The sequence below is a fragment of the Rhizorhabdus histidinilytica genome, assembly GCF_900167915.1.
In the GTDB taxonomy this organism is placed as follows: domain Bacteria; phylum Pseudomonadota; class Alphaproteobacteria; order Sphingomonadales; family Sphingomonadaceae; genus Rhizorhabdus; species Rhizorhabdus histidinilytica.
This window is the reverse complement of the sequence record NZ_FUYM01000009.1, coordinates 26129-50768: the sequence shown is the minus strand read 5'-3', so window position 1 is coordinate 50768 and position 24640 is coordinate 26129. Positions and strand designations below refer to the sequence as shown.

Here is a 24640-nt window from a genome sequence, read left to right as displayed (position 1 = left end):
CGCCCGTTAACCATCGCGTCTCACCGCTTTGTTAAGCATTCCGTCCTAGACGGGACGGATGGCCCGGGCCTGGATTTTCTCGATGGCGGCGCATGGCGCCGGCCTGGCGCGCGCGACGCGCGGCGCGGTCGCGGTGATCGGCGCGCTGTCGCTCACCGTGCTCGTCGGCATGGGCGCCTTCGCGGTCGAGATCAGCCGCGGCTATGCCGCCGACACCGCCAACCAGCGGATCGCCGACATGGCGGCGCTGGCCGGCGCGCTCGCCTACAACGTCAACAACAATAGCAGCGAGATGACGGCGACCGCCAAGGCTGTGGTCGTCGCGCAGGGCCTCCCCGCCAGCGCGGCGACGGTCGCGCTCGTCACCGATGCGGCGACCTCGAAGCAGCTCGTCCAAGTGTCGGTCACCACCTCGGTTCCGATCGCGCTCGGCCGGGTCTTCTCCTCGGCGCTTGCCTATGACGTGACCGCGGTGGGGTCGGCGACGACCACGGCGATGACGACGACCGCGCCGCCCTGCATCGCCGCGCTGTCGTCGACGCCGACCTACGGCATCACCCTCAGCGGCGGCGTCAGCATCTCCTCGCCGGGCTGCGCGGTGAACACCAATGCCGGGGTGACCGTGCCCTGGGGCACCTATATCACCGCCAAGCAGGTCAATGCGGGCAAGAGCGTCGACAATCCGGGCAAGGGTATCACCACCTCGCCGACCGCGAACGACATCGTCCAGAACAAGGCGGGCGCGGCCACCGACTGGATGAAGGACGACAGCACGCTGAAGGGCCTGTTGTGCAAGGTCAACCAGCTCAGCGGCTATAGCGACCCGGACTATGCCGACGGCAACCGGAGCTGCACGACGGCGCTGGTGACGCCGACGGCCCAGACCAGCTCGTCGACGGAGGATTATATCCTCAACTACAGCCCGGCGGCGAACGTCGCGCCCTATTGGAACAGCAGCACCAAGACCTACACCTTCCCGGCCAAGTCCTACGATGTCCGCGACATCGTCATGTCGGGCGGAATCACCGCGGTGTTCGAAGGGCCGCTGACCCTGAAGGCGCGGTCGATCAGCATGGGCGGCACCGGCATGACGATCGGCAATGGCGACGTCACCGTCACCGGCCTGTTCGATTTCAACAATGGCAGCGTGGTCACGATCGGCAATGGCGATCACAGCTTCGGCTCGCTCAACGTCTCCGGCGGGCGCACGCTGAACGTCGGCAGCGGCAGCTTCACGCTGGGCGGCGGCATCGTGATATCCGGCGGCACGACGATCCGGATCGGCATCGGCGTCGGCGATGCGGTGACGATCGGCAATGCCTCGGGCACCGCGATCAACCTCGGCAACGGCAGCATATTGTGCTTCACGCCGAGTTGCGCGAGCCCGACCGCCGCCGGAGGCACGTTCAGCGTCAACGGCCTGATCACCACGGGCGGCGGCAGCACGCTGATCTTCCCGAAGGCGGCGACCCACGTCATCAACGGCAGCCTGAGCAGCAGCGGATCGATGACCTTCGGGTCGGGCGTCTACATCCTCAACGGCAACTTCACCAACGGCACCGGCGGCGTGATGACCGGCACCGACGTGACCTTCGCGATGAGCGGGACCTACAGTCTCGCCGGCGGCACCACGCTCGATCTCGCCGCGCCCAACGCGCTGGCCAGCTATGGCGTGCCCGGCGTCCTGTTCGCCACCAAGACTTCGGCGGCCTCGACGATGGGCGGCGGGGCGAACGGCAAATATGCCGGACTGGTCTATGCGCCGAAGTCCGACGTGACGCTCACCGGCGGCGCGTCGATGTCGGGCAACGGATCGAACTGCCTGATGATGATCGTCAACACGCTCAACCTGTCGGGCGGCACCAACGTCGCCAGCGCCTGCTCCGGCCTGTCGGGGACGTCGAGCAGCGTGGCCAATGTGGCGCTGTTCAAATGATCCGGCCCTTCCTCCATCGCCTGCGCGACGACCACCGTGGCGTGGCGACGATCGAGTTCGCCCTGCTCTCGGTCCTGTTCTTCTTCGTGATGACCGCCGGTCTCGACATCGCCATGTGGTATCAGCAGCGGCTGCGCCTCGACAGCGCGGTCGAACAGGGGGCGATGATCGCTTTCAACAGCCGTGCCAGCGTCGACCAGAGCGCGATCGGCACCTATGTCGCGGCGGCGGCGAAGCTGTCGAGCGCGCCGACCGTCTCGATCAGCTGCAACGGCAACGCGACCTGCGCCAATAGCGGCCGGACCTGCGCCTGCATCAGTGGCGCCGCGCCGACCTACAGCGCGCTCGGCTGCGACAAGACCTGCTCGGACGGCAGCCTGCCCGGCTATTACATGCGGATCAGCGCGAGTGCGACGGCGAGCACCCTGCTGGTGCCGGCGGCGATGCTGGGGGGCACGATGACGCAGACCCGCACCGCGATGGTGCGGCTGCAATGACCAGGCTATTGCGCGACGCGAGGGGCGTGACCGCGGTCGAATTCGCGCTGGTCGCGCCTGCCTTCCTGATGTTCATGTTCCTGACCATCGACGGCGCGCGGATGGCGTGGACCTACCAGGCGCTGCAGGAGGTCGCGGTCAACAGCGCGCGCTGCGCCGCGCTCGGCGTCACCGGCTGCAAGACCGCCGGGGAGGTGCAGAGCTACGCCGTCGCCCGCGCGGCGGCAGAGGGCGTGAAGCTGACCGCCTCGGCAGTGACGCTGACCCCGGCCGCGACCTGTTCGTCGGTGGCGGGCATGACCAAGGTCGCGATCTCGTCAACCTATCAGGGTGCGTCGACCAAGCTGCTGCCAAGCACGCTGACGGCGCTCAGCACCGAAAGCTGTTTCCCGACCGCGAGCTAGCCTCCGACGAAAGAAAGGAGGAAGCGTCGCGCGCCTCCCCGTCCTTTTCGCATCACAAGGTGTAGAGGAAGGCCACCAGGTCCTTCTTCTCGTCGGCGGTCAGGCCGGTGCCCAGCACGATGTTGAAGAACTCGACCACGTCGTCGAGCGTCATCAGCCGGTCGTCGTGCAGATAGGGCGGCGAGTCCTTGATGCCGCGCAGGGTGAAGGTCTTGATCGGGCCGTCCGCCGAGGCGAAGCGGCCGTTGATCATCTTCGGCTTGAAGAAGCGCTCCGTGCGCAGGTTGTGCATCAGATTGTCGGTGAAATAGGGTCCGCTGTGGCACGCCGCGCACTGGCCCTTGCCGTGGAAGATAGCCTCGCCGCGCAGTTCGGCGGCGGTGGCCTTCTTCGGATCGAGCCGGCCCAGCGGCGTCAGCTTCGGCGCCGGCGGGAAATCGAGCAGTTCCTGGAACTCGGCCATCGCATGGACCTGGTCGGCGCGGTTCAGCGTGTTGACGCCCTTTTTCGCAGCGGTCGTCGGGTCGCCGTCGAAATAGGCGGCGCGCTGCTCGAACTCGGTGAAGTCCTCGACCGTCTTGAGCGCCCGCTGCGACCCGAACAGCCGCTGGATGTTGACGCCGCGCAGTGACGGCGTGTCGATCCGGTGGCGGAATTCGTTGGGCCGGATGTCGCCGACCGTGTGCGTCGCGGCGTTGGTGTGGCCGTTGGCGTGGCAGTCGAAGCAGGCGACGCCAAGGCTGGGGGCCAGGCTGCGCCGGTCGTCGGTGGCGTTGAACTGCTGCTGCGGAAAGGGCGTGAGCAGCAGCCGGAGGCCGTCGAGCTGCTTGGGATTGAGCGCGTCTTTGAACAGCATCCAGTAATTCTGGGTGGTGACGAGCTGGCCCTTCGACACATCGCCCAGATCGGGCCGGGTGGTCAGGAAGATCGGCGCCGGGAATTTCGGCAGCATGTGATCGGGCAGGTCATAATCCAGATCGAAGCGCGCGATGTCGCGGCCCGTCTGGCGGCGGGTTTCGTCGATCGCGAATTTGGGGAACACCATGCCCCCAGCCTCGTGATGCGGATGCGGCAGCGGATAGAAACCGGCCGGCCACAGGCCCTTCGCCTGGATCTCCTCGGGCGACATGGCGGCAAGCTGGTCCCAGGTGACGCCGTTCGGCAGCCGGACGCGGACGCCGCCCTGCACGGCCTTGCCGCCCGCCATCTCGACGCCGGCCACCGGCCGGTTCGACAGGTCGTAGCGCGCGGCGAGCAGATCCTGCTGTCGCTTGGCGAACTGGGGTTTTTCCTTCTGGGTCGACTGGACGAGCTGGGAAAAGTCCATGTCGTCGGCAGCGATCGTCGCTGCCCCCGCAAACAAGGCGGTGACGAGGACGAATAGGCGCTTTCGATGGATCTTGAGCACGGCAACCTCCCTAGCAGTTGTTCCGTAGCTTTGCCCCTCGCGAAGGCTATGGAAGGCGGGCCGAAGATCAATCCGGTATCGTACCGACTGTCGCAGGATTATCTCGATGACAGATATTCAGATTCTCGATCGATGACGGTTCCGCGACGAAGATGTGGATAAGCCGCGCGAGGGGGCTGGCGAATCCGACGTGGCGGCATAGATTGGGATCATGCCTTACCAGTCGTTCGTGCCGCTGCGGATATTCTCCGCCTATACGATGCTCGAAGGCGCGATCGACCCGAAGGCGATCGCGAAGCATGCGAAGAAGCTCGGCTTCCCGGCGGCGGCGCTCACCGACCGCAACGGCCTCTATGCCGCGATGGCCTTTTCCGACGGCGCGAAGAAGGAGGGCGTCCAGCCGATCATCGGGACGATGCTGGCGATCCGGCGACCCGGCATCGATCAGCTCATCATCGACTGGCTGGCGCTCTACGCGCAGGACGCGACGGGCTATGACAATCTCTGCGCGCTGGTCTCGGCGGCGCATCTCGAGCGGCCGGTGCATGAGGACGCGCATGTGCCGCTGTCGGCACTCGAAGGGCGGACCGACGGGCTGATCGCGCTGACCGCGGGCGGCGAGGGCGCGCTGACCCGGCTGCTGGCCGCCGAGCAGGCGGATGCGGCGGCGAACTATGCCGACAAGCTGGAGGCCCTGTTCCCCGGCCGGCTCTATGTCGAGCTGGTCCGGCGCGGCAATGCCGAGGAGGAAGCGGCGGAGGAGGCGCTGATCGACCTCGCTTATGCGCGGAACCTGCCGCTGGTCGCGACCAACCCGGCCTGTTTCGCCGAGCCCGAATTCCATGCCGCGCACGATGCGATGCTGTGCATCGCCAGCTCCTCCTACATCGACACCGCCGAACGGCCGCGCAGCTCGCCCGATCTGTGGATGAAGCCTGCCGCAGAGATGGCGAAGCTGTTCGAGGACGTTCCCGAGGCGCTGGCGAACACGCTGGTGGTGGCGCAGCGCTGCGCCGTCGCCGCGCCCTATCGCAAGCCGATCCTGCCCAGCCTCGCCGGCGACCGCGAGGGCGAGGCCGAGGCGCTGCGCCGCGACGCGCGCGAGGGGCTGGAGATGCGGCTGGAGAAGCTGGGCGTCACCGATGCCGAGCAGCGCCAGGCCTATTTCGACCGGCTCGAATTCGAGACGGAAATCATCATCAAGATGGGGTTTCCCGGCTACTTCCTGATCGTCGCCGACTTCATCAAATGGGCGAAGGAACATGGCATCCCGGTCGGCCCGGGGCGCGGATCGGGCGCCGGGTCGGTGGTCGCCTGGGCGTTGACCATCACCAATCTCGATCCGTTGCGGCTGGGCCTGCTGTTCGAACGCTTCCTCAACCCGGAACGCGTGTCGATGCCCGACTTCGACATCGACTTCTGCGAAACCCGGCGTGGCGAGGTGATCCGCTACGTCCAGGAGAAATATGGCCGCGACCAGGTCGCGCAGATCATCACCTTCGGTAAGCTGAAGGCGCGCGCCGTGCTCAAGGACACCGGCCGCGTGCTGCAGATGAGCTACGGCCAGGTCGACCGGCTCGCCAAGCTCGTACCCAACCACCCGACCGACCCCTGGACGCTGGACCGTGCGCTCAACGGCGTGCCCGAGCTCGCCGCCGAATATAAGGGCGACGTCGAGGTCCGCCGCCTGCTCGACCTGGCGATGAAGCTGGAGGGCCTGCCGCGCCACAGCTCGACCCATGCGGCCGGCGTGGTGATCGGCGACCGGCGGCTCGACGCGCTGGTGCCGCTCTACCGCGATCCGCGCTCGGACATGCCCGTCACCCAGTTCGACATGAAGTTCGTCGAGGGCGCGGGGCTGGTGAAGTTCGACTTCCTCGGCCTCAAGACGCTGTCGGTGCTGCAGAAGGCGGTGCAGTTCCTCAACCAGCGCGGGATCGAGGTCGACCTCGACGCGCTGCCCTGGGACGATCCCGAGGTCTATGCCCTGCTCCAGCGCGGCGACACGGTCGGCGTGTTCCAGCTCGAATCGGAAGGCATGCGCCGCACGCTGGCAGCCGTCCGCCCGACCTGCTTCGAGGACATCATCGCGCTGGTGTCGCTCTACCGGCCGGGCCCGATGGACAATATCCCGACCTTCGGCGCCCGCAAGAACGGGCGCGAGGAGATCGAATATCCGCACCCGCTGCTCGAAGGCATATTGAAGGAGACCTACGGGATCTTCGTCTACCAGGAGCAGGTGATGCAGGCGGCGCAGATCCTCGCCGGCTATTCGCTTGGCGACGCTGACCTGTTGCGCCGCGCGATGGGCAAGAAGATCAAGGCGGAGATGGACGCCCAGCGCAGCCGCTTCGTCGAGGGCTGCGCCGCGAACGACATCAGCGCGGACAAGGCCAACGAGCTGTTCGACTTGATCGACAAATTCGCGGGCTATGGCTTCAACAAGAGCCACGCAGCGGCCTATGCGCTCGTCGCCTATCACACCGCCTGGCTGAAGGCGCACCACAAGGCCGAATTCTACGCCGCGTCGATGTGCTACGACATGGCGCAGACCGACAAGCTCGCCATCTTCATCGACGACATGCGCCGCATGGGCGTCCAGTGCCTCGGTCCCTGCATCAACCATAGCGAGGCGGAGTTCGCCGTCGAGCAGCAGGGCGAGGAACTGTTCGTCCGCTATGCGCTGGGCGCACTCAAGGGCGTCGGCGAGAAGGCGATGGAGCAGCTCGTCGAGGCGCGCAAGGCGAAGGGGCCATTCAAAAGCCTCGAGGATTTCGCCGATCGGATCGACCCGCGCCAGCTCAATCGCCGCCAGCTCGAAAGCCTCGCCGGCGGCGGCGCCTTCGACGAGCTGGAGAAGGAGCGTGCCGGCATCTTCGCCTCGGCCGAGCTGATCCTCGCCCATGCGTCGAGCGCCTCCGAGCAGCGCGAGAGTGGACAGGGCGGCCTGTTCGGGGACAGCCCCGCCGCGCTCGCGCCGATCCGCATCGATCGTGGGCTGCACTGGACGCTGGCCGACCGGATGGCGGCGGAGAAGGAGAGCTTCGGCTTCTATTTCTCCTCGCACCCGACCGACCAGGTGCGTCACCTCGCCGAAGCGAACGGCGCGCGCAGCTTCGCCGCCTTGTGCGCGCTGCCGGCGCCGGTCGACGGCGGGCGGGTCAATTCGGTGATGTCGGCGTTGATCGAGGACGCCCGCTGGCGGACCTCGGCCAAGGGCAAGCGCTACATGATGGCGACCTGCTCCGATTCGAGCGGGCAGTTCATCGCCACCTGCTTCGAGGAGAATGCCTCGGCCGAGCTTGAGGCCGCGGCGCGGTCGGGCGCGTGCGCGCTGCTGCGGGTCGAGCTCGACTGGCGCGCGGGCGAGGAGACGCCGCGGGTCACGGTGCGCGGGCTGCAGAGCTATGAGTCGATGCAGCAGATCAAGCTGCGCGTCGATGTCGAGACCGCCGATCCGGCGGCGATCCCGGCGCTCGCCGCGCTGATGGCCGACGAACGCGGCGGCCGCGGCGAGATGTACCTCAAGGCGATCCTGCCCGACGGCAGCCAGGTGCAGATGCTGCTCGGCCGCGACTTCCAGCTCGATGCCGAGCTGGTCGCCCGCATCGAGCGCCTGCCCGGCATGACCGCCCGGATCGGCACGGCCGGCCGCCCGCAACTGTCGGTGGTGGGGTAAGGGCGGTCGTCATGCTGAACTTGTTTCAGCATCCACCCTGTCGCGCAGCCTTGTCCGGGCAGAACGGGCGCTGATCGCCGAACAAGCGATGCAGCGCCCGTTTCCTGGTGGATCCTGAAACAAGTTCAGGATGACGATGGGGCGAGCGGCGTGCCGGGCACGCCGGCCCTTACCTCTTCTTGTCCGGCGCGATCGTGATGCGCACTTCCTCGCCCGACTGGCCGGGGAAGTTGGTGAACATCGCCTCGACCAGATTGGGCACCAGCTTGGGCAGAGCGTCGTCGAGCGAGCGGGCGCGAGCCTTGCCCTCGAACACATGCTTCCCGTCGGCGGTGCGCTCGATCACCATCTCGGCATGGCTGGTGTAGACGGTGTAGGTGTCGATCTGCTGGTACCAGGGATCGTACCAGAAAGGGTCCCAGCCATAATAGAAGGCGGAGCCGTAGCCCCAGCGGCGGCCATAGGGGCCGCCCCAGCCGCCCCACGGGCCGAAGGCCGGGCCGGGCGCCGGGCGCGAGACCGTCTTGGGCTGGCCCTGGTCGACGCCATAGCCGAACTTGACGATCAGCTCGGGCTTGGCGCCACCCTCGACCGGGCGATAGCCATAAGCGGCGAGCCGCTGGGTGACGAGGCCGGCATATTGGGCGAACTCCAGCCCGCCCTCGTTGCGCGCGTCGGCGGCGACCACCGCGAAGGTCTGGCCTTCGGGCACGGGCAGCGCCTGGAAGCGCGACACCTTGGCCTCGAAGGGCTGGGTGCAGGCGGAAACCGCCAGCAGCGCGAGCGGCGCGGCGGCGGCGAGGACTTTGCGGAGGATCGGCATATTAGGAGCGCCTTGTCTTTCTTCCGGATGCCCGCGGTCGGGCGGGCGTTCAACCTAGTTCGACCACAGTTTATCGCAAGCAGAGCGTGAACAAGGGTTGAACGTTCGGGATATGCAAAGGGTTTCGATCAGGCTTCGGCCGGCAGCAGGCCTTCGGGGACCGGCTCATCCAATATGCCCTCGCGCCGGGCGACGATCATCGGCACGAGGATCTGGCCGGCGACGTTGATCGCGGTGCGGCCCATGTCGAGGATCGGGTCGATCGCCAGCAGCAGGCCGGCGCCTTCGAGCGGCAGGCCGAGCGTCGACAGCGTCAGGGTCAGCATCACCGTGGCGCCGGTCAGCCCGGCGGTCGCGGCCGAACCGAGCACCGAGGTCAGCACGATCAGCCCATAGTCGGTCAGCCCGAGCGGCAGGCCATAGAATTGCGCGACGAAGATCGCCGAGATCGCCGGATAGAGCGCGGCGCAGCCGTCCATCTTGGTGGTCGAGGCGAGCGGCACCGCGAAGGCGGCATAGCTGCGCGGCACGCCGAGCACCTCCGCCGAGCGTTCGGTGACGGGCAGGGTGCCGACCGAGGAGCGCGACACGAAGCCGAGCTGGATCGCCGGCCAGGCGCCCTTGAAGAAGCGGCGCGGGCTGATCCCGTTGAGCAGCAGCAGCATCGGGTAGACCAGCAGCAGGATGATCGCGAGGCCGACATAGATGGCGATGGCAAAAGCGCTGAGCCCGGCCAGCGCGTCCCAGCCATATTTGACGATCGCGGTGCCGATCAGCCCGGCGCTGCCGATCGGGGTCAGCCGGATCACCCACCAGAGCAGCCGCCGCATGATCGCGAGCAGGCCGCGGACGAAGCCGATGAACGGCTCGGCCGCTTCCCCCGCGCGCAACGCCGCCGCGCCGACCGCGATCGAGATGACGATGATCTGGAGGGCGTTGAAGCCGAGCGTGACGGTGATGCCGCCGTCGTCGGCCGCCTTGCCGGTGGCGGCGATGCCGAGCGCGTTGGCGGGGACGAGGCCCTTGAGGAAGTCGAGCCAGCTGCCCACCGTCTTGGGCGTCGCCGCTTCGGCCGGGACCGCGCCCGAACCGACGCCGGGCTGGATCAGCAGGCCAAGCGCGATGCCGATCGTCACCGCGATCAGCGCGGTGATCGCGAACCACAGCAGCGTCTGCCCGACCAGCCGCGCGGCATTGTTGATGTCGCGCAGGTTGACGATCGAGCTGACGATCGCCGCGAAGATCAGCGGCGGCACCAGCGCCTTGAGCAGGTCGACGAAGATCGTCCCGACCAGATCGAGCGCCTGTGCCAGTCCGTTGGGCGCCTCGCCAACCGGGCCGATCGACCGCGCGAGCAGGCCGAGCAGCAGCCCGACCGCCATGCCGGCGAGGACCTGCAGACCGAAGCTGCTGACATAACGCGATGCGGGCTTGGGGGCTGCGGCCATGGCGGGAAAGTGGGGGCGGGGCCCATTCCCTACAAACGAGATAAACTTATCGATCGTACAGCGCCGCTATGGCGTGCTCACCAAGTCCGTCATGCCGGCGGAGGCCGGCATCTCCGGAGGGAGGAGAAGAGGTAGAGGCAGGAGCCGCCTGAGATGCCGGCCTCCGCCGGCATGACGATTGGGGCTTGTGAGGGCGTGAAGTTACGGTCGCAACTGTCCCTCGCCGCGCACCAGCCATTTGTAGGTGGTGAGACCTTCGAGCGCGACCGGGCCGCGCGCGTGGAGGCGGCCGGTCGAGATGCCGATCTCGGCGCCAAGGCCGAACTCGCCGCCGTCGGCGAACTGGGTCGAGGCATTGTGCATCACGATCGCGCTGTCGACTCCGGCGAGGAAGCGGTCTGCGGTGGGCTGGTCGTCGGTGACGATCGCGTCGGTGTGGTGCGAGCTGTGACGGGCGATGTGGGCCATCGCACCCTCGACTCCGTCGACGATCGCCACGGAGACGATGCTGTCGAGATATTCGCAGTCCCAGTCGCCGTCGGTCGCGGGCAGCACCCGGCTGTCGAGCGCGCGGGCGCCGGCGTCGCCGCGCACCTCGCAGCCAGCATCGATCAGCGCCCCGATGATCGTGGCGCCGTCGCCATAGGCGCGGTCGATCAGCAGCGTCTCGGCGGCGCCGCAGACGCCGGTACGGCGCATCTTGGCGTTGACCGCGAGCGGCACCGCCTTGGCGGGATCGGCGGCGCGGTCGATGTAGAGATGGACGATGCCGTCGAGATGGGCGAGCACCGGCACCCGCGCTTCGTCCTGCACCCGCGCGACCAGGCTCTTGCCGCCGCGCGGCACGATGATGTCGATCAGCCCCTGCGCCGCCAGCATCGCGCCGACCGCGGCGCGATCGGTGGTCGGGACGAGCTGGATCGCGTCCTCCGGCAGGCCGGCGGCGCGGATGCCGTCGAGCAGCGCGGCGTGGATCGCGCGGTTGCTGGCGGTCGCTTCCGATCCGCCGCGCAGGATGCAGGCATTGCCCGACATCAGCGACAGCGCGCCGGCGTCGGCTGTGACATTGGGGCGGCTTTCGTAGATGATCCCGATCACGCCCAGCGGCACGCGGACCCGCTGGAGGAGCAGGCCGTTGGGGCGGCGCGTCTCGTCGATCCGCTGGCCGACCGGATCAGGCAGCGCAGCGACCGCTTCCAGCCCGGCGGCGACGCCTTCAAGCCGGGCGGGATCGAGCGTCAGCCGGTCGATCATCGCGGCGGTCAGGCCGTTGGCCCTGGCGCGCGCCACGTCCTCGGCGTTGGCGGCGAGGATCGCGGGCGCCTGGGCGCGGATCGCCTTGGCGGCCTCGGTCAGCGCCTTCGCCTTGTCGGCGGTCGGCGCTCCGGCCAGCCGGACGGCGGCGGCGCGCGCGCGCGCGCCCATGTCCGCGATCAGGGCGCCAGAATCCTTGACGGCATCCTTGGGCGCGTCGGCGGGGCGGATGGCGAGGGTCTCGGTCATGCGCGGCTCCCTAGCATGGGCCCGCCGCCAGCCAAAGCCCACTCGCGCTTGGCCACGGGCAATGCTAGCTTTCATCCATGTCAGGGGAATTCGAAGCGATGGCCGATGTCGCGACGGGGGCGGTCGTCGCGCGCGCCGTCGACGGCGCCGGCCCGGCGGGGCATGGCGCGCATGGCGGCGCCTGCCGGAACTGCGGTACGGCGCTGATCGGCGCGCATTGCCATGCCTGCGGGCAGGCGGGGCACATCCACCGTACCGCCGGCGCGCTGTTCCACGACATCCTCCACGGCGTGTTCCATTTCGAAGGGCGCACCTGGCACACCCTGCCGCTGCTGTTCCGCCGCCCGGGCGAGGTGACGCGTCGCTATATCGAAGGAGAGCGGGTCAAGTTCGTCTCGCCGATGGCGCTGTTCCTCTTCTCGGTGTTCCTGATGGTCGCGGTGTTCGGGCTGCTCGGCGGGCCGTTCGGGCCGCTGAGCGCGGAGGATGCCGCGTCGGTGGCGAAGGCGCGGAGCGACGCCGCCAACCAGCTCGTCAAGGTCGAGGCCGACCTCAAGGCGCTCCGCGCGCAGAAGGCGGCGCTCAAGGCGAAGGGACAGAAGGACCCCGACCTCAACGAGCGGCTGGGCGACCTCGTCTCGCAGGAGGCCGAGCTGCGGCTGGTGACCAAGGGCGTGCTCAAGCCCGATATCAAGAGCGAGCCGATCGACGTCGAAAAGGCGGGACTCAAGACCGGCGTGCCCGGGGTCGACCACGTCATCCGCCACGCCGCCGCCAATCCCGAGTTGGCCGTCTACAAGCTCCAGTCGAGCGCCTATAAATTCTCCTGGGCGCTGATCCCGATCTCGCTGCCCTTCATCTGGCTGCTGTTCCTGTTCCGGCGCGACGTCGGCCTGTACGACCATGCCGTCTTCGCGACCTATTCGCTGTCGGCGATGACGCTGATGGTGGTGGCGCTCAGCATCGCGGCGGCGGTCGGCGCGCCGGACGGGCTGATCGTGCTCGTGCTGCTGCTGTTCCCGCCCTGGCACATGTACCGGCAGCTCAAGGGCGCCTACGGCCTCGGTCGGTTCGGCGCGCTCTGGCGGACCATCGCGCTGATCGTCTCGGCCTATACCGCTGCGCTGATCTTCTTCATCTTCCTGGTCGCGATGGGCGCCTGAGCGGGGTCACTTCCTCGCCGGAGCCGGCTTCGGCAGGCGGCATGTCGGCAGCTTGAGCGAGGCGAGGTCCGCGCAGGGGCGCACCTGGACCGAACCGTCCTGGCCGATGAATGCGGCATAGGCGGCGTCGCGGTCGCACTGGACCGTCCACATCTCGAGGTTCTTGTAGGGGCCCTGATAAGCGACCGGGCCGATCCGCCGGCAATATTTGCCCTCGTCAAGCACGGCGCGCCGCAGGGTCGCACGCTGCTGGAGCGGCGACAGCTTCTTGAGCTGGTCGCTGAAGCTGTTGGCGGCGAAAGCCGGGGCGGCGGCGGCGATCAGGGCGGCGAGGACGGCGGCGGTGACGATCTTCATGGGGGAATGATAATCCAAGCGGGCCGCCACGCACAGGGGCATGCGCGGCGGCCCTGCCGAATTCGCGACCGTGCGCTATATCGAGTCGCTGATCTTCTTGCCCGCGAACAGCGCGAGCAGCGCGAAGATGATGAACAGCGCGATCGCGATGAAGAACAGGATCTTGGCGATGCCGACGAAGGCACCGCCGATGCCGCCGAAGCCCAGCGCACCGAGGACCAGGCCGACGACGAGGAAGATAAGCGCCCATTTCAACATTGGAGTCCCTCCATCCCAGCGGATTGGGTGGAGAACGGAAGGCCGGAACGGAAAGTTCCCGCGCGCCGCTATTCGCCCGGCGCCTTCGCCCGGATCGCCAGGGCATGGATCCGGTCGCGCAGCAGGTCGCCGAGCGCGGCGTTGACGGCACGCTGGCGCGCCACCCGGCTCTGGCCGGCGAAGGCGGGGCTCTCGATCTCGACGGTGAAATGGCTTTCACCCGATCCGTCGTGCCCGGCATGGCCGCGATGGCTCTCGCTGTCGTCGATCACGGCGAGTCGAGTGGGGGCGAGCGCGGCGGTGAGGCGGCGGCTGATCTCGGCGGCGACGGGGCCGGTGGGAAGTTCGCTCATCCGTCCTATATAGAAGGATTTCGAGGCGGATGAGAACATCCGCCGACTCGGAAATCCTGGATAAGCAGGAACCTGGGATTGCATGACGAGAGGCGAGCGTTGAGCGAAGAATCCACGGCCAGGAAGACACGGACCCGTTTCCATGGCCGTATCGAGAGCGGGGCGCGGCCATGCGCCGAACCCGGTTGCGAAGGCGCGGGCGAGTTCCGCGCGCCCGCGCGGGGTGGGCGGACGTCGGGCTTCGATGGGCCGGGGGACTGGCGCTATCTGTGCCTCGATCATGTCCGCGCGTTCAACAGCGGCTATAATTTCTTCGAGGGCATGAGCACCGAGGAGATCGAGGCGCAGCAGACCCCCTATGGCGGCTGGGATCGCGAGACGCGGGCCTTCTCGCCCAATGCGGGAGCCGGTCCGCGCTGGTCCGACTTCACTGATCCGCTCGATGCGATCGGTGCCCGATTCGCCCGCCGCGCGGAGCAGGAGCGCACCGATGGCCGCCCGCTGTCGGAAGGCGATCGCAAGGCGCTCAAGGTCCTGGGACTTGGCAAGGATGCGGACCGGCGCGCCTTGCGCAGCCGCTATGCCGAGCTGGTCCGCCGCTACCATCCGGACAAAAATGGCGGCGACCGGACCCACGAGAAGGCTTTGCAGGACGTGATTTCGGCTTATACGCAGCTCAAAGGCCGTCCCGCCTTCGCATAAGCAGCAAAGTTTGATCCCAAGGCTATCCCCAAAGGCTTACCCCATGACCGACCTGCCCAACGTCCAGCCCGACAGCCGCACCGACACGGTGCTTTCGGCCCCCGACCGGATGGTGAAGGTGCGTGACCTGTTCGGGATCGACAGCGATCTCGAAGTGCCGGCCTTCTCCGAGGCCGACGAGCGGGTTCCCGATCTCGATCCCGCCTATGTGTTCGATCCGGACACCACCCTGGCGATCGTCGCGGGCTTCGCGCACAACCGCCGCGTGATGGTCCAGGGCTATCACGGCACCGGCAAGTCGAGCCATATCGAGCAGGTCGCGGCGCGGCTCAAATGGCCGTGCATCCGCATCAACCTCGACGCGCACATCAGCCGCATCGACCTGATCGGCCGCGACGCGATCGTGCTGCGCGACGGCCAGCAGATCACCGAGTTCCGCGAAGGCCTGCTGCCCTGGGCGCTGCAGACCCCGACCGCGCTCGTCTTCGACGAATATGACGCGGGCCGCCCGGACGTGATGTTCGTGATCCAGCGCGTGCTGGAGACCGAGGGCAAGCTGACCCTGCTCGACCAGAACCGGGTGATTCGCCCGAACCCCTGGTTCCGCCTGTTCTCGACCGCCAACACCGTCGGCCTCGGCGACACGAGCGGTCTCTATCACGGCACTCAGCAGATCAACCAGGGCCAGATGGACCGCTGGAACATCGTCGTCACGCTCAACTATCTGCCCGCCGCGACCGAGGCGCAGATCGTGCTCGCCAAGTCGGGCGAATATGACAAGCCCGACGGCAAGAAGGTGGTCGAGGATATGGTCAAGGTCGCCGACATGACCCGCCAGGGCTTCATGGCGGGCGACATTTCGACCGTGATGAGCCCGCGCACCGTCATCAGCTGGGCGCAGAACGCGCTGATCTTCAACGATGTGGGCTTCGCCTTCCGCCTGTCCTTCCTCAACAAGTGCGACGAGAGCGAGCGGCCGCTGGTCGCCGAATATTATCAGCGCGTGTTCGGGAAGGACCTGCCGGAGAGCGTCGTCGGAAAAGCATGACGACGACGGCCGAGCTCTCGCCGCTGCTGCCGCTCGAAGGCGGGTTCAACCTGCGCGACATGGGCGGCTACGCGACGGCGGACGGCCGCATCGTCCGGCGCGGGATGCTGTTCCGCTCGGGCGTCATGTCGATGCTGACCGAGGCGGACGAGCGCTATCTGGCCGGGCTCGGCATCGCCACGGTGTGCGACCTGCGCCGGCCCGGCGAGCGGCGCCGCGATCCGACCCGCTGGTGCGAGCCGGCCGGCGTCTTCTACTGGTCGCGGGACTTCACCGAATCGAGCGGGGTGCTGGGCGAGCTGCTGCGCGGCAATGCCGGTTCGGCGGAGGACGTGCGCGCCCGGATGATCCATCTCTATGGTGAGATACTGGTCGACCACGCCCCCTCCTACCGTTTCCTGTTCGAACGGATCGCGGCCGGGCACGTCCCGCTGCTGTTCAACTGCTCGGCGGGCAAGGATCGCACCGGCATCGGCGCGATGCTGATCCTGTCGGCGCTCGGCGTCCCGCGCGAGACGATCGTCGAGGATTATCTGCTGACCAATCGCTACGCCGATTTCTCGCGGCTGATGGATCGGGCCGATGCCGGCTTCGCCGCCGACGCGGCGGTGATGCGGCCGCTGCTCGCCGCCGACGCCGATTATCTCGCCGCAGCGTTCGACAGCCTCGACCGCGACCATGGCGGGATCGACGCCTATCTTGGCTCGATAGGCGTCGACGCGCCGGTTCGGGCGCGCCTCCAGGAAATGTTGCTCGACTGATGGCCGACCAATCCCCCATCGAAAGCTTTCGGCTCGTCCTGGGCGGCACCGCCCGGGCGATGGCGCGCGATCCCGAGCTGGAGTTGAGCTTCACCGCCGAAGCGCCGTCCTTCTCGCTCAAGCAGCTTCGCGTGCCGATGCCGTCGCGTAACCTGCCGGCACAGGCGGTGGCCGAGGCGCGGGGTTTCGCCGACGGCTTCGCGCTGCGGGCGCGCTATCACGACACGCGCATCCACGAGCGCGCCGCGCCGGCCGAGCCGATCGCGCGCGCCGTCCATGACGCGGTCGAGCAGGCGCGGGTCGAGGCGATCGGATCGCGCGCGATGGCCGGCGTCCGCGACAATCTCACCAAGGCGCTCGAGGTGCGGCTCCGCTCCGATCCGCTGGTGCGGGCACGGGTGCGCGAGGAAGTGCCGCTGTCGACCGCGATCGGCTTGCTGGTGCGCGAGCGGCTGACCGGCCAGGCTTCGCCCGCGATCGCCGCGCCGGGCCTCGCGCTGGTGCGCGACTGGATCGAGGAGAAGGCCGGCAAGGACCTCGACGCGCTCCAGCTCGCCTTCGACGACCAGGCGGCCTTCGCCCGGCTGATCGGCCGGCTGCTCGAGGATCTCGAGCTGACCGAGGGCGAGCAGCTTCCCGAGACCGATCCCGAAGCCGGCGAGAACGACGAGGGCGAGGAGCAGGAAGAAGGCCAGGACCAGCAGGACGAGGGCGAGGATTCGGGCGGGTCGAGCGACTCCGAGGTCGAGATGCGCGCCGAGCGGTCCGAGGGCGGCGAGGAGGAAGGCGAGCAGCGCGAGCTCGACCAGGACAGCGAGTCCGAGATGGACAGCGACATGGGGGAGGACGGCGAGGAGGGCATGATGCCCGTCCGCCCGAACCGCCCGATGTCCGATCTGCCGCCGGGCTTCGACTATCACGCCTATACGACGCAGTTCGACGAGGAGGTCGCCGCAACCGAGCTGTGCGACGACGAGGAGCTGACGCGGCTGCGCGCCTATCTCGACCAGCAGCTCGTCCATCTCCAGGGCGCGGTCACCAAGCTCGCCAACCGGCTCCAGCGCCGGCTGATGGCGCAGCAGAACCGGAGCTGGGACTTCGACCAGGAGGAAGGGATGCTCGACGCCGCGCGGCTCGCCCGCGTCGTCGTCAACCCGGCCCATTCGCTGAGCTACAAGATCGAGCGCGACACCGATTTCCGCGACACCGTCGTCACCCTGCTGATCGACAATTCGGGATCGATGCGCGGCCGGCCGATCTCGATCGCGGCGATCTGCGGCGACATCCTGGCGCGCACGCTCGAACGCTGCGCGGTCAAGACCGAGATATTGGGCTTCACGACCCGCGCCTGGAAGGGCGGCCAGTCGCGCGAGGCCTGGCTGGCGGCGGGCCGCCCGCCCGCGCCGGGCCGGCTCAACGATCTGCGCCACATCATCTACAAGAAGGCCGACGACCCCTGGCGCCGCGCGCGCAAGTCGCTCGGCCTGATGATGCGCGAGGGGCTGCTCAAGGAGAATATCGACGGCGAGGCGCTGCTGTGGGCGCACAACCGGCTGATCGCGCGGCGCGAGGAGCGCAAGATCCTGATGGTGATCTCCGACGGCGCGCCGGTCGACGATTCGACCCTGTCGGTCAACAACGGCTCCTATCTGGAGCGGCACCTGCGCCAGATGATCGGCTGGATCGAGAACCGCTCGCCGGTCGAGCTGATCGCGATCGGCATCGGCCACGACGTGACCCGCTATTACCAGCGTGCGGTGACGATCATGGATGTCGAGCAGCTCGGCGGCACGATGGTCGAACAGCTTGCGGGGTTGTTTGATATCGAGACGAGGTGAACCTCGTCTCGCCCTCAGGCGCCGGGCGCGAGGCATCCGCCTCGCTTGGCTATCCTCGCATAAGCTCGGGCGCGCGTTCGCGCTTGCGGAGCCTTGGCTGGCTCCGACGATCAGCCCGGCGCCGGGATGCGTCAGCATTCCGCAAGGCCGAATGGCCGCCCGAGCTTATGCGAGGATAGCCGAGGTCGCGGATGCGACCGCCGGCGCCTGAGGCAAAAACAAACAACCCCTCCACTGTTGTGCTCCGCACAACAGTGGAGGGCCGCCGACTCCTCCAGCGAGACCGACGACCCTCCTCCCCACAACGCCACGCGGGGAACCGGTTGGTTGGAAATGGATGGGGCGTCGCCATCGGCGGGAGCGGGGCCCCCGCCGTGGCGTCAGCCTTTAGCAGTCGCGGTCGATCGCCCGGCCGGCGAGGGCGCCGATGCCCGCGCCGAGGATGGCGCCGGTGGTGCCGTCGCCACGATCGTAACGGCCATTGCCGATCTCGTTGCCGAGCAGGCCGCCGGCGATCGCGCCGATGATGGTGCCGCCGGTGCCCTTGTCGCGGCAGCGGCCCCGATAATAGCCACGGTCGCGATAATAGCCGCGATCCCGGTAATAGCCGCGGTCGCCGCGATAATAGCCGCGATCGCGATGATAGCCGCGGTCACGCCAGTCGCGGACCTGCTCGTAGCGACCGCCGCCGAAATACTGGGCCTGGGCGGCCACCGGGGCCACCGCCGTGAACAGCGCGGCCGAAGCTGCCGCGGCCGCGATAAACTTGCGCAACATAACAACCTCCTTGTCTCAACCGCGCGTCCCGCAGAGCGGAACCCCTTGGCAGGGCCGGATGGGCCCGATCGATGAGACGCTTATTCCATGATTCGCGTGAGCCGATGCTGAACGCGCCTGTTGGCCCCCGTTCAGCTTCGTTCCGCGCTCGGCCGGGCCTGCGAGCGGTGCGAAAGCCTTTGGGAATCGGCTGTCTGGCGGTATCGGCGGCGGCATGAGGAAGCTGCTGGTCGCATTGCTGTTCTGCCTGGTGCCGGGATCGGCCGGCTTCCCGCAGGCGGAGGTCAAGGTGGTGGCGACGCCGGTTCCGCTCGACCCGGACGATCCGGCGCGGACGACGGTCGGCCGGCTGCGCTATCTGGGCGGCTGGCAACTCACCAGCCGGCAACGCGACTTCGGCGGCTATTCGTCGCTGTCCGTGCAGGGCGACCGCTTCCTCGCCCTGTCCGACACCGGCCGCTACCTGCGCTTCCGCATGGCCGCTCCCGGCGTCGTCAGCGATATCCGCTTCGGGGAACTGCCGGCCTTTCCCGCCTATGACGGGCGCAAGGGGGATCGCGATTCGGAATCGATGACGATCGGCCCCCAAGGCGACGTCTGGGTCGGCTTCGAATATCACAACGCGATCCTGCGCTATTCGCCCGACCTGACCCTTCTCCAGGCGATCGCCTTCCCGCCCGCGATGAAGGACTGGTCCAGCAATTCGGGACCCGAGGCGATGGTACGGCTGGCCGGCGGCCGTTTCGTCGTGTTCGCCGAGGGGCGGGCGATCGCGCCGCACGTCCACGCTGCGCTGATGTTCCCCGGCGATCCGACCAAGGCCCGCAACGCACCCTATCAGTTCGGCTATCGCGCGCCGCGCGACGGCTATGTCCCGACCGATGCGGCGCAGCTGCCCGACGGACGCCTCGTCATCCTCCACCGGCGCTTCGGGTTGCTCGACGGCTTCTCCGCCATCGTGGGCGTCGCCGACCCGGCGCGAATCGCCCCGGGTGCGACCCTGACCAGCGAGCTGGTCGCCGAGCTCAAGCCGCCGCTCACCGTCGACAATATGGAGGGAATCGCCGCCACCCGGGACGGCGATCGCACCATCCTGTGGATCATCTCCGACGACAACCGGGTGCCGATCGAGCGGACATTGCTGCTGAAGTTCGCGTTGTAGAACGACCTACTCCGGCATGACATCTGCTTCATTGGGAAAGGACACGGAGCCCGACGGGGCTCCGCAAGCGCGAACGCGCGCCCGAGCTACTGCGAGGATAGCCAGGGCCGCGGATGCGACCGCCGGCGCCTGAGGGCAAACCAAAAACACCCAATCAAACGACAAAAACCGGACCGCGCTAGCGATCCGGTTTCCTATCCATCCGTCCCGCCGGAGCGGGCATCGGGCGAATCAGGCGGCGGCCTGCTGCTTCTTGGCGATGTCGCGCTTCAGGCGACGGGCGCGCAGCGACAGGAGATCGTCCGAGGTCTTGAGCAGCCAGTTGTCGAGGCCGCCGACATGCTCGACCGAACGCAGGCCGTGCGTCGAGACGCGCAGCTTGACGCCCTTGCCCAGCGAATCGGAGATCAGCGTGACGTTCTGCAGGTTCGGCAGAAAGGTCCGCTTGGTCTTGTTGTTGGCATGGGACACGTTGTGGCCCACTTGGCGGCCCTTGCCGGTCAGCTCGCAGATGCGCGACATTGTTCTTCGTCCTGATGTTCGGGTTGCCCGGAAAGTCGCGGCCGATAGCCCCGTTCCAGGGATTCGTCAAGCTGGATGGACCCGACCGATGCAACCCTCGCCCGGTATGATCGTTGTCGTTGCTCCATCGAATCAGCGAGGAGTGCCGGACGTGAATACGACGCACGAACATTATGAGGAATATCCCGCGCGCGGCCGCAGCGGCGCCCGGGTCGGCATCATCATCGGCATTGTCGCCGTGCTCGCGATCATCGCGGCATTCGCCTTCGGGCTGATCGACATCAACCAGACACGCGAGATGAAGGCGCCCGACGTGCGCGTCTCGGGCGGCCAGGCGCCGGCCTTCGACGTCGATACCGCCAAGGTCAACGTGGGTACCAAGACCACCGACGTAACCGTGCCCAAGGTCGATGTCGGCACCACCAAGGAACAGGTCAAGCTGCCCACCGTCGACGTCGACAAGGCAAAATGACCCTCATGGCGCAGCAGGATCTTCGGCGACCGGTCACCCCCTGGACCGTGATCGCGGCGATCCTGCTGCCGCCGCTCGGCATATTTCTGTCGCGCGGCCTGACCCCGGCCTTCTGGCTCACGGTCGTCCTGACCCTGATCGGCTGGGTGCCGGGGATGATCTTCGCCCTGGCCTTGCTGTTCGTCCCCGAACAGATTCCCATCCGCTAGAAGCGCTTCGGGCTTCGAGCGAAGCCGGCCGGTGTCTCCTAATCCCGTCATTCCCGCGAAAGCGGCAATCCATGGACGGCGGCCCGCAAGAGAATGCGCCGCGACCGTGGACTCCCGCTTTCGCGGGAATGACGATGGAAGTGGGTGTGGCGAAAGGTTCCATCCGCCTCGAAATCGCTCTAGCGCTGGGCGATGGGCTTTCCGCTTCCCTATCCGATGCGCCTTGCGCTCGATCTCGCCGCCGAGGCCGCGGCCGCCGGGGAAGTGCCGGTCGGCGCGGTGATCGTGCGGGGGGACGAGGTCGTCGCCGCGGCCGCCAATGCGATGTGCGGGGGGACCGATCCCACCGCTCATGCGGAGATCGAGGCGATTCGGGCGGCGAGCGCGCGGCTGGGGGCGCAGCGGCTCGACGATTGCGACCTCTATGTCACGCTGGAGCCCTGCGCGATGTGCGCCGGGGCGATCTCGCACGCGCGTCTGCGCCGGCTCTATTATGGCGCCGACGATCCGAAGGGCGGCGCGGTCGCCAACGGGCCGCGCTTCTTCACCCAGGCGACCTGCCACCACCGCCCCGAAACCTATGGCGGGATCGGGGAGGGGGAGGCGTCGGCGTTGCTCAGGGACTTCTTCGCCGCGCGGCGATAAGGCTCAGATATCGCCTTCCTTGATGGGCACGATCTTGATCTCGACCCGGCGGTTCGCCTGGCGTCCCTCGGGCGTCGCGTTCGAGGCGATCGGCTGGCGCGATCCGAAGCCCTGCGTGCCGATCCGCGCGGCGGCGACGCCGTGGCTCGACAGATAGTTGGCGACCGCTTCGGCCCGGTTGCGCGACAGCGGCTCGTTGATCGCATCGCTGCCGGTCGAATCGGTGTGGCCGTACACGTCGACATAGGTCTTGCCATATTCGGACAGCGTCGACGCCACCTTGTCGAGCGTGGTGCGGAACTGCGGCTGCACCTCGTAGCTGTTGGTCGCGAAGGTGATGCCGGCCGGCATGTTGAGCAGCAGCTCGTCGCCCTGCCGCTCGACCTCGACGCCGGTGCCGGCGGTCTGCTCGCGCAGCTTGGCCTCCTGCCGGTCCATATAGGCGCCGATCGCGCCGCCAGCGATCGCGCCGATCCCGGCGCCGACGATAGCTTCGGTCCGGTTGTGCCGGCCGCCGACCAGCGCGCCCGCACCAGCGCCCAGCGCGGTCCCCGCGAGCGCGCCGATTCCGGCTTTCGACAGGCGCCGCTGGCCGGTCTCCGGATCGGTGACGCAACCGGCCAGCAGGGTCGAGGCGGCGAGCATCGCCGCCATCATCTTCGTCTTGTGCATGCTCTCTCTCCGATCGTTACGCTTGACGATGGACGGTGAACCATCGGCCGCCGCTTTTGTTTCGGAACCGTCCGGCCGCCGATGATGGTTGTGCGAAGACGAAATCCACGGCATGAACGTCGCCAGCGCCATGCCGCACCCTGTTCCCCTGGCCCCTTTCCCCTGGTTCGACCTGGTGATGATCGTCGCCCTGGTCGCGTTGAACGGCGTCTTCGCGATGTCCGAGCTCGCGATCGTGTCGGCCCGCAAGGCACGGATGGAAGCGATGGCGCGTGCCGGGCGCAGGGGCGCGCGCACCGCGATTGAACTCGCCGCCGATCCCGGCAAATTCCTGTCGACGGTCCAGATCGGTATCACCCTGATCGGCATCCTGGCCGGCGCCTATTCGGGCGCGAGCCTGGGTGGCCCGGTGGGGGAACGGCTGGCCCTGCTCGGCGTTCCTGCCGCCAGCGCGCCCGAAATCGGCTTCGCGCTGGTCATCGCGCTCACCACCTTCCTGTCGTTGATCGTCGGCGAACTGGTGCCCAAGCAGTTCGCGCTGCGCGCACCCGAGCCGATCGCGGCGCTGGTCGCGGTGCCGATGCTGTGGCTGTCGCGGCTGACCGCGCCCTTCGTCTGGCTGCTCGACCGGACCAGCGCCCTGATCTTCCGCCTGCTCGGCCTGACCCGCGAATCCGAGAACCACGTCACCGCCGAGGAGCTTCATCTGATCGTCGCCGAGGCCTCCTCGGCCGGCGTGATCGAGGAGAGCGAGCGCGCGATCATCTCCGGCGTGGTGCGGCTCGCCGACCGGCCGGTGCGCGAGGTGATGACGCCGCGCACCGAAGTCGAATGGATCGACATCAACGCGACCCCCGACCAGCTGCTGGCGCAGCTCGCCGAAATTCCGCACACCCGCATGCCGGTGGCCGACGGATCGGTCGACCAGATGCTCGGCGTCATCCATGCCCGCGACCTGGTCCGCCGCCTGGTGAAGGGGGAGCCGATCGACCTCGCGGCGATCCTGCGCAAGGCGATCGTCATGCCCGACCATGTCGAGGCGATGGACGCGCTGAAGGCGTTGCGCGAGGCGGAGGTGCCAATGGCCTTCGTCCACGACGAATATGGCCATTTCGAAGGACTGGTCGCGCCCGCCAACCTGCTGGCGGCGATCGCGGGCGAATTCGCGTCGGACCAGGACGAGCATACCGATCCGCCGATCGTCGAGCGGGAGGACGGGAGCTGGTTGATCTCGGGCACGCTCGCCGCCGACACCATGGCCGACCGGCTCGGCATCGACCTGCCCGAAGACCGCGATTTCGCTACGGCAGCGGGCTTTGCGCTGTGGCGGCTGAAGCATCTGCCCACCACCGGCGAATCATTCGACCATCGCGGATGGCGTTTCGAAGTGGTCGACATGGACGGTCGGCGCATCGACAAGCTGCTCGCGGCGGTGATTCCCGGTGCCGAATAGCGGCTGTCGGTTCCTCGAAACGGCGCACGTAAAGGGCGTCCCGTCGAAAATTCGTCCCTAATTTGCCGATGAATGTAATTTTTCGCGCTTTCAGGCGACTTTCCAATTGCTCCGGCCGAAAGAGCCGAGCACAAGGGGCGCCTTGCGCCGCTCAGGCGGGGCAATAGGGTTTCTTTACACAAGCAAGACCAGGAGTGATCATGAACACTGCCGACATCGCAGGCGTCGTCGCCGCCGAACAGGGAATCGACAAGGCTGCCGCCAAGCGCGTCATCGACGCCGCCCTGAAGGCGATCACGGACGCCGCCAAGAAGGGTGAGGAAGTTTCGCTGCCGGGCTTCGGCAAGTTCAAGGTCGCCGACCGTCCGGCGCGCGAAGGCCGCAACCCGGCGACCGGCGCGACCCTGACGATCGCGGCGTCGAAGAAGGTCTCGTTCACCGCCGCCAAGGCGCTGAAGGATGCGCTGAACGGCTGATCCCGTCCGGGGGCCATCCCCCGGCGGACGCTATTGGCGAGGGGCGGCAGTGATGCCGCCCCTTTTCATTTGGG

Annotated in this window: 25 protein-coding genes; 15 read left to right on the top strand and 10 right to left on the bottom strand. The window is 67.8% G+C overall.

The genetic code is table 11. The annotated features are described in order from the left end of the window. Positions 1–82: 82 nt before the first annotated feature. From B5X82_RS18430 to B5X82_RS18420, 3 genes are read left to right on the top strand one after another with little or no spacing between them, the layout of a single operon-like run. The gene (locus B5X82_RS18430) at positions 83–1936 is read left to right on the top strand and encodes a pilus assembly protein TadG-related protein (protein WP_235862723.1); all 1854 of its coding nucleotides are present in this window, start codon (positions 83–85) and stop codon (positions 1934–1936) included. Beyond that, positions 1933–2433, top strand: coding sequence for a TadE/TadG family type IV pilus assembly protein (locus tag B5X82_RS18425; RefSeq protein ID WP_079649647.1), 501 nt, complete (start codon positions 1933–1935; stop codon positions 2431–2433). Before B5X82_RS18430 ends, B5X82_RS18425 begins: the two co-directional genes overlap by 4 nt. Continuing rightward, the gene (locus B5X82_RS18420; RefSeq protein WP_079649646.1) at positions 2430–2837 is read left to right on the top strand and encodes a TadE/TadG family type IV pilus assembly protein; all 408 of its coding nucleotides are present in this window, start codon (positions 2430–2432) and stop codon (positions 2835–2837) included. The genes B5X82_RS18425 and B5X82_RS18420 overlap by 4 nt, the downstream gene beginning before the upstream one ends. A gap of 52 nt (positions 2838–2889) precedes the next feature. Here the strand turns inward: B5X82_RS18420 and B5X82_RS18415 are convergent, their stop codons facing one another. After that, positions 2890–4245: a cytochrome B6 gene (locus B5X82_RS18415; RefSeq protein WP_079649645.1), complete on the bottom strand. Its 1356-nt coding sequence runs from the start codon at positions 4243–4245 to the stop codon at positions 2890–2892. Between the two features lie 211 nt (positions 4246–4456). Between B5X82_RS18415 and dnaE the strand changes: the two genes are divergently transcribed. Then, positions 4457–7924, top strand: coding sequence for a DNA polymerase III subunit alpha (dnaE, locus tag B5X82_RS18410; protein WP_079649644.1), 3468 nt, complete (start codon positions 4457–4459; stop codon positions 7922–7924). Positions 7925–8093: 169 nt separating this feature from the next. Here the strand turns inward: dnaE and B5X82_RS18405 are convergent, their stop codons facing one another. From B5X82_RS18405 to B5X82_RS18395, 3 genes are all read right to left on the bottom strand, one after another. Continuing rightward, positions 8094–8747 carry a DUF4136 domain-containing protein gene (locus B5X82_RS18405; RefSeq protein WP_079649643.1) on the bottom strand — a complete coding sequence of 218 codons (654 nt, stop codon included), beginning with the start codon at positions 8745–8747 and terminating at the stop codon, positions 8094–8096. Positions 8748–8875: 128 nt separating this feature from the next. Next, entirely contained in the window at positions 8876–10195 is a 1320-nt protein-coding gene (locus B5X82_RS18400; protein ID WP_079649642.1) for a dicarboxylate/amino acid:cation symporter, read from the bottom strand. A gap of 201 nt (positions 10196–10396) precedes the next feature. Further along, complete coding sequence (locus tag B5X82_RS18395; RefSeq protein WP_079649641.1) at positions 10397–11698, bottom strand: glutamate-5-semialdehyde dehydrogenase; 1302 nt, start codon at positions 11696–11698, stop codon at positions 10397–10399. Positions 11699–11796: 98 nt separating this feature from the next. On the opposite strand from B5X82_RS18395, the gene B5X82_RS18390 reads away from it, so the two are divergent. Continuing rightward, on the top strand, positions 11797–12861 hold the full coding sequence (locus B5X82_RS18390) for a DUF3667 domain-containing protein (RefSeq protein ID WP_079649640.1): 1065 nt from the start codon (positions 11797–11799) through the stop codon (positions 12859–12861). Positions 12862–12867: 6 nt separating this feature from the next. Here the strand turns inward: B5X82_RS18390 and B5X82_RS18385 are convergent, their stop codons facing one another. The 3 genes from B5X82_RS18385 to B5X82_RS18375 form a co-directional block, all read right to left on the bottom strand. Continuing rightward, complete coding sequence (locus B5X82_RS18385; protein ID WP_079649639.1) at positions 12868–13218, bottom strand: hypothetical protein; 351 nt, start codon at positions 13216–13218, stop codon at positions 12868–12870. A gap of 75 nt (positions 13219–13293) precedes the next feature. Continuing rightward, entirely contained in the window at positions 13294–13476 is a 183-nt protein-coding gene (locus B5X82_RS18380; RefSeq protein WP_079649638.1) for a DUF1328 domain-containing protein, read from the bottom strand. A 68-nt stretch (positions 13477–13544) separates the two neighbouring features. Further along, entirely contained in the window at positions 13545–13829 is a 285-nt protein-coding gene (locus tag B5X82_RS18375; protein ID WP_079649637.1) for a BolA family protein, read from the bottom strand. Positions 13830–13928: 99 nt separating this feature from the next. Here B5X82_RS18375 and B5X82_RS18370 point away from each other — a divergent pair, with 99 nt between their 5' ends. Genes B5X82_RS18370 through cobT form a run of 4 tightly spaced genes read left to right on the top strand, consistent with a single transcriptional unit; the run spans position 13929 to position 18178 of the window. Beyond that, positions 13929–14531: a J domain-containing protein gene (locus B5X82_RS18370; protein WP_079649636.1), complete on the top strand. Its 603-nt coding sequence runs from the start codon at positions 13929–13931 to the stop codon at positions 14529–14531. A gap of 43 nt (positions 14532–14574) precedes the next feature. Then, positions 14575–15579 carry a cobaltochelatase subunit CobS gene (cobS, locus tag B5X82_RS18365; RefSeq protein WP_079649635.1) on the top strand — a complete coding sequence of 335 codons (1005 nt, stop codon included), beginning with the start codon at positions 14575–14577 and terminating at the stop codon, positions 15577–15579. Further along, entirely contained in the window at positions 15576–16340 is a 765-nt protein-coding gene (locus B5X82_RS18360) for a tyrosine-protein phosphatase (protein ID WP_079649634.1), read from the top strand. The genes cobS and B5X82_RS18360 overlap by 4 nt, the downstream gene beginning before the upstream one ends. Then, positions 16340–18178: a cobaltochelatase subunit CobT gene (cobT, locus tag B5X82_RS18355; RefSeq protein ID WP_079649633.1), complete on the top strand. Its 1839-nt coding sequence runs from the start codon at positions 16340–16342 to the stop codon at positions 18176–18178. The genes B5X82_RS18360 and cobT overlap by 1 nt, the downstream gene beginning before the upstream one ends. A gap of 387 nt (positions 18179–18565) precedes the next feature. Here the strand turns inward: cobT and B5X82_RS18350 are convergent, their stop codons facing one another. Next, positions 18566–18955 carry a YMGG-like glycine zipper-containing protein gene (locus B5X82_RS18350; protein WP_079649632.1) on the bottom strand — a complete coding sequence of 130 codons (390 nt, stop codon included), beginning with the start codon at positions 18953–18955 and terminating at the stop codon, positions 18566–18568. A gap of 214 nt (positions 18956–19169) precedes the next feature. Between B5X82_RS18350 and B5X82_RS18345 the strand changes: the two genes are divergently transcribed. Beyond that, a complete protein-coding gene (locus tag B5X82_RS18345) occupies positions 19170–20117 on the top strand; it encodes an esterase-like activity of phytase family protein (RefSeq protein WP_079649631.1) in 948 nt (315 codons plus the stop codon). 231 nt (positions 20118–20348) lie between these two features. On the opposite strand, the gene rpmB is transcribed toward B5X82_RS18345, so the two are convergent. Beyond that, the gene (gene rpmB, locus B5X82_RS18340) at positions 20349–20639 is read right to left on the bottom strand and encodes a 50S ribosomal protein L28 (protein ID WP_079649630.1); all 291 of its coding nucleotides are present in this window, start codon (positions 20637–20639) and stop codon (positions 20349–20351) included. A 151-nt stretch (positions 20640–20790) separates the two neighbouring features. Between rpmB and B5X82_RS18335 the strand changes: the two genes are divergently transcribed. The 3 genes from B5X82_RS18335 (at position 20791) to B5X82_RS18325 (ending at position 21965) form a co-directional block, all read left to right on the top strand. After that, on the top strand, positions 20791–21111 hold the full coding sequence (locus B5X82_RS18335; protein WP_223811176.1) for a hypothetical protein: 321 nt from the start codon (positions 20791–20793) through the stop codon (positions 21109–21111). After that, on the top strand, positions 21108–21320 hold the full coding sequence (locus tag B5X82_RS18330; RefSeq protein WP_079649628.1) for a YqaE/Pmp3 family membrane protein: 213 nt from the start codon (positions 21108–21110) through the stop codon (positions 21318–21320). Before B5X82_RS18335 ends, B5X82_RS18330 begins: the two co-directional genes overlap by 4 nt. A 192-nt stretch (positions 21321–21512) precedes the next feature. Next, entirely contained in the window at positions 21513–21965 is a 453-nt protein-coding gene (locus tag B5X82_RS18325; protein ID WP_079649627.1) for a nucleoside deaminase, read from the top strand. 3 nt (positions 21966–21968) lie between these two features. Here the strand turns inward: B5X82_RS18325 and B5X82_RS18320 are convergent, their stop codons facing one another. Then, the gene (locus B5X82_RS18320) at positions 21969–22637 is read right to left on the bottom strand and encodes an OmpA family protein (protein WP_079649626.1); all 669 of its coding nucleotides are present in this window, start codon (positions 22635–22637) and stop codon (positions 21969–21971) included. Positions 22638–22749: 112 nt separating this feature from the next. On the opposite strand from B5X82_RS18320, the gene B5X82_RS18315 reads away from it, so the two are divergent. Together B5X82_RS18315 and B5X82_RS18310 are read left to right on the top strand one after the other, a co-directional pair. Further along, positions 22750–24090, top strand: coding sequence for a hemolysin family protein (locus B5X82_RS18315; RefSeq protein ID WP_079649625.1), 1341 nt, complete (start codon positions 22750–22752; stop codon positions 24088–24090). Positions 24091–24290: 200 nt separating this feature from the next. Next, positions 24291–24566, top strand: a complete 276-nt coding sequence (locus tag B5X82_RS18310) for an HU family DNA-binding protein (protein WP_047167009.1) — start codon at positions 24291–24293, stop codon at positions 24564–24566. Positions 24567–24640: the final 74 nt, after the last annotated feature.

Excerpts from the sequence above, each read along its gene's own strand:
- B5X82_RS18430 (WP_235862723.1), top strand. The coding sequence starts at position 83 with ATGGCGGCGCATGGCGCCGGCCTGGCGCGCGCGACGCGCGGCGCGGTC.
- B5X82_RS18425 (WP_079649647.1), top strand. The coding sequence starts at position 1,933 with ATGATCCGGCCCTTCCTCCATCGCCTGCGCGACGACCACCGTGGCGTG.
- B5X82_RS18420 (WP_079649646.1), top strand. The coding sequence starts at position 2,430 with ATGACCAGGCTATTGCGCGACGCGAGGGGCGTGACCGCGGTCGAATTC.
- dnaE (WP_079649644.1), top strand. The coding sequence starts at position 4,457 with ATGCCTTACCAGTCGTTCGTGCCGCTGCGGATATTCTCCGCCTATACG.
- B5X82_RS18405 (WP_079649643.1), bottom strand. The coding sequence starts at position 8,747 with ATGCCGATCCTCCGCAAAGTCCTCGCCGCCGCCGCGCCGCTCGCGCTG.
- B5X82_RS18400 (WP_079649642.1), bottom strand. The coding sequence starts at position 10,195 with ATGGCCGCAGCCCCCAAGCCCGCATCGCGTTATGTCAGCAGCTTCGGT.
- B5X82_RS18395 (WP_079649641.1), bottom strand. The coding sequence starts at position 11,698 with ATGACCGAGACCCTCGCCATCCGCCCCGCCGACGCGCCCAAGGATGCC.
- B5X82_RS18390 (WP_079649640.1), top strand. The coding sequence starts at position 11,797 with ATGGCCGATGTCGCGACGGGGGCGGTCGTCGCGCGCGCCGTCGACGGC.
- B5X82_RS18385 (WP_079649639.1), bottom strand. The coding sequence starts at position 13,218 with ATGAAGATCGTCACCGCCGCCGTCCTCGCCGCCCTGATCGCCGCCGCC.
- B5X82_RS18380 (WP_079649638.1), bottom strand. The coding sequence starts at position 13,476 with ATGTTGAAATGGGCGCTTATCTTCCTCGTCGTCGGCCTGGTCCTCGGT.
- B5X82_RS18375 (WP_079649637.1), bottom strand. The coding sequence starts at position 13,829 with ATGAGCGAACTTCCCACCGGCCCCGTCGCCGCCGAGATCAGCCGCCGC.
- cobS (WP_079649635.1), top strand. The coding sequence starts at position 14,575 with ATGACCGACCTGCCCAACGTCCAGCCCGACAGCCGCACCGACACGGTG.
- B5X82_RS18360 (WP_079649634.1), top strand. The coding sequence starts at position 15,576 with ATGACGACGACGGCCGAGCTCTCGCCGCTGCTGCCGCTCGAAGGCGGG.
- cobT (WP_079649633.1), top strand. The coding sequence starts at position 16,340 with ATGGCCGACCAATCCCCCATCGAAAGCTTTCGGCTCGTCCTGGGCGGC.
- B5X82_RS18350 (WP_079649632.1), bottom strand. The coding sequence starts at position 18,955 with ATGTTGCGCAAGTTTATCGCGGCCGCGGCAGCTTCGGCCGCGCTGTTC.
- B5X82_RS18345 (WP_079649631.1), top strand. The coding sequence starts at position 19,170 with ATGAGGAAGCTGCTGGTCGCATTGCTGTTCTGCCTGGTGCCGGGATCG.
- rpmB (WP_079649630.1), bottom strand. The coding sequence starts at position 20,639 with ATGTCGCGCATCTGCGAGCTGACCGGCAAGGGCCGCCAAGTGGGCCAC.
- B5X82_RS18330 (WP_079649628.1), top strand. The coding sequence starts at position 21,108 with ATGACCCTCATGGCGCAGCAGGATCTTCGGCGACCGGTCACCCCCTGG.
- B5X82_RS18325 (WP_079649627.1), top strand. The coding sequence starts at position 21,513 with ATGGGCTTTCCGCTTCCCTATCCGATGCGCCTTGCGCTCGATCTCGCC.
- B5X82_RS18320 (WP_079649626.1), bottom strand. The coding sequence starts at position 22,637 with ATGCACAAGACGAAGATGATGGCGGCGATGCTCGCCGCCTCGACCCTG.
- B5X82_RS18315 (WP_079649625.1), top strand. The coding sequence starts at position 22,750 with ATGAACGTCGCCAGCGCCATGCCGCACCCTGTTCCCCTGGCCCCTTTC.
- B5X82_RS18310 (WP_047167009.1), top strand. The coding sequence starts at position 24,291 with ATGAACACTGCCGACATCGCAGGCGTCGTCGCCGCCGAACAGGGAATC.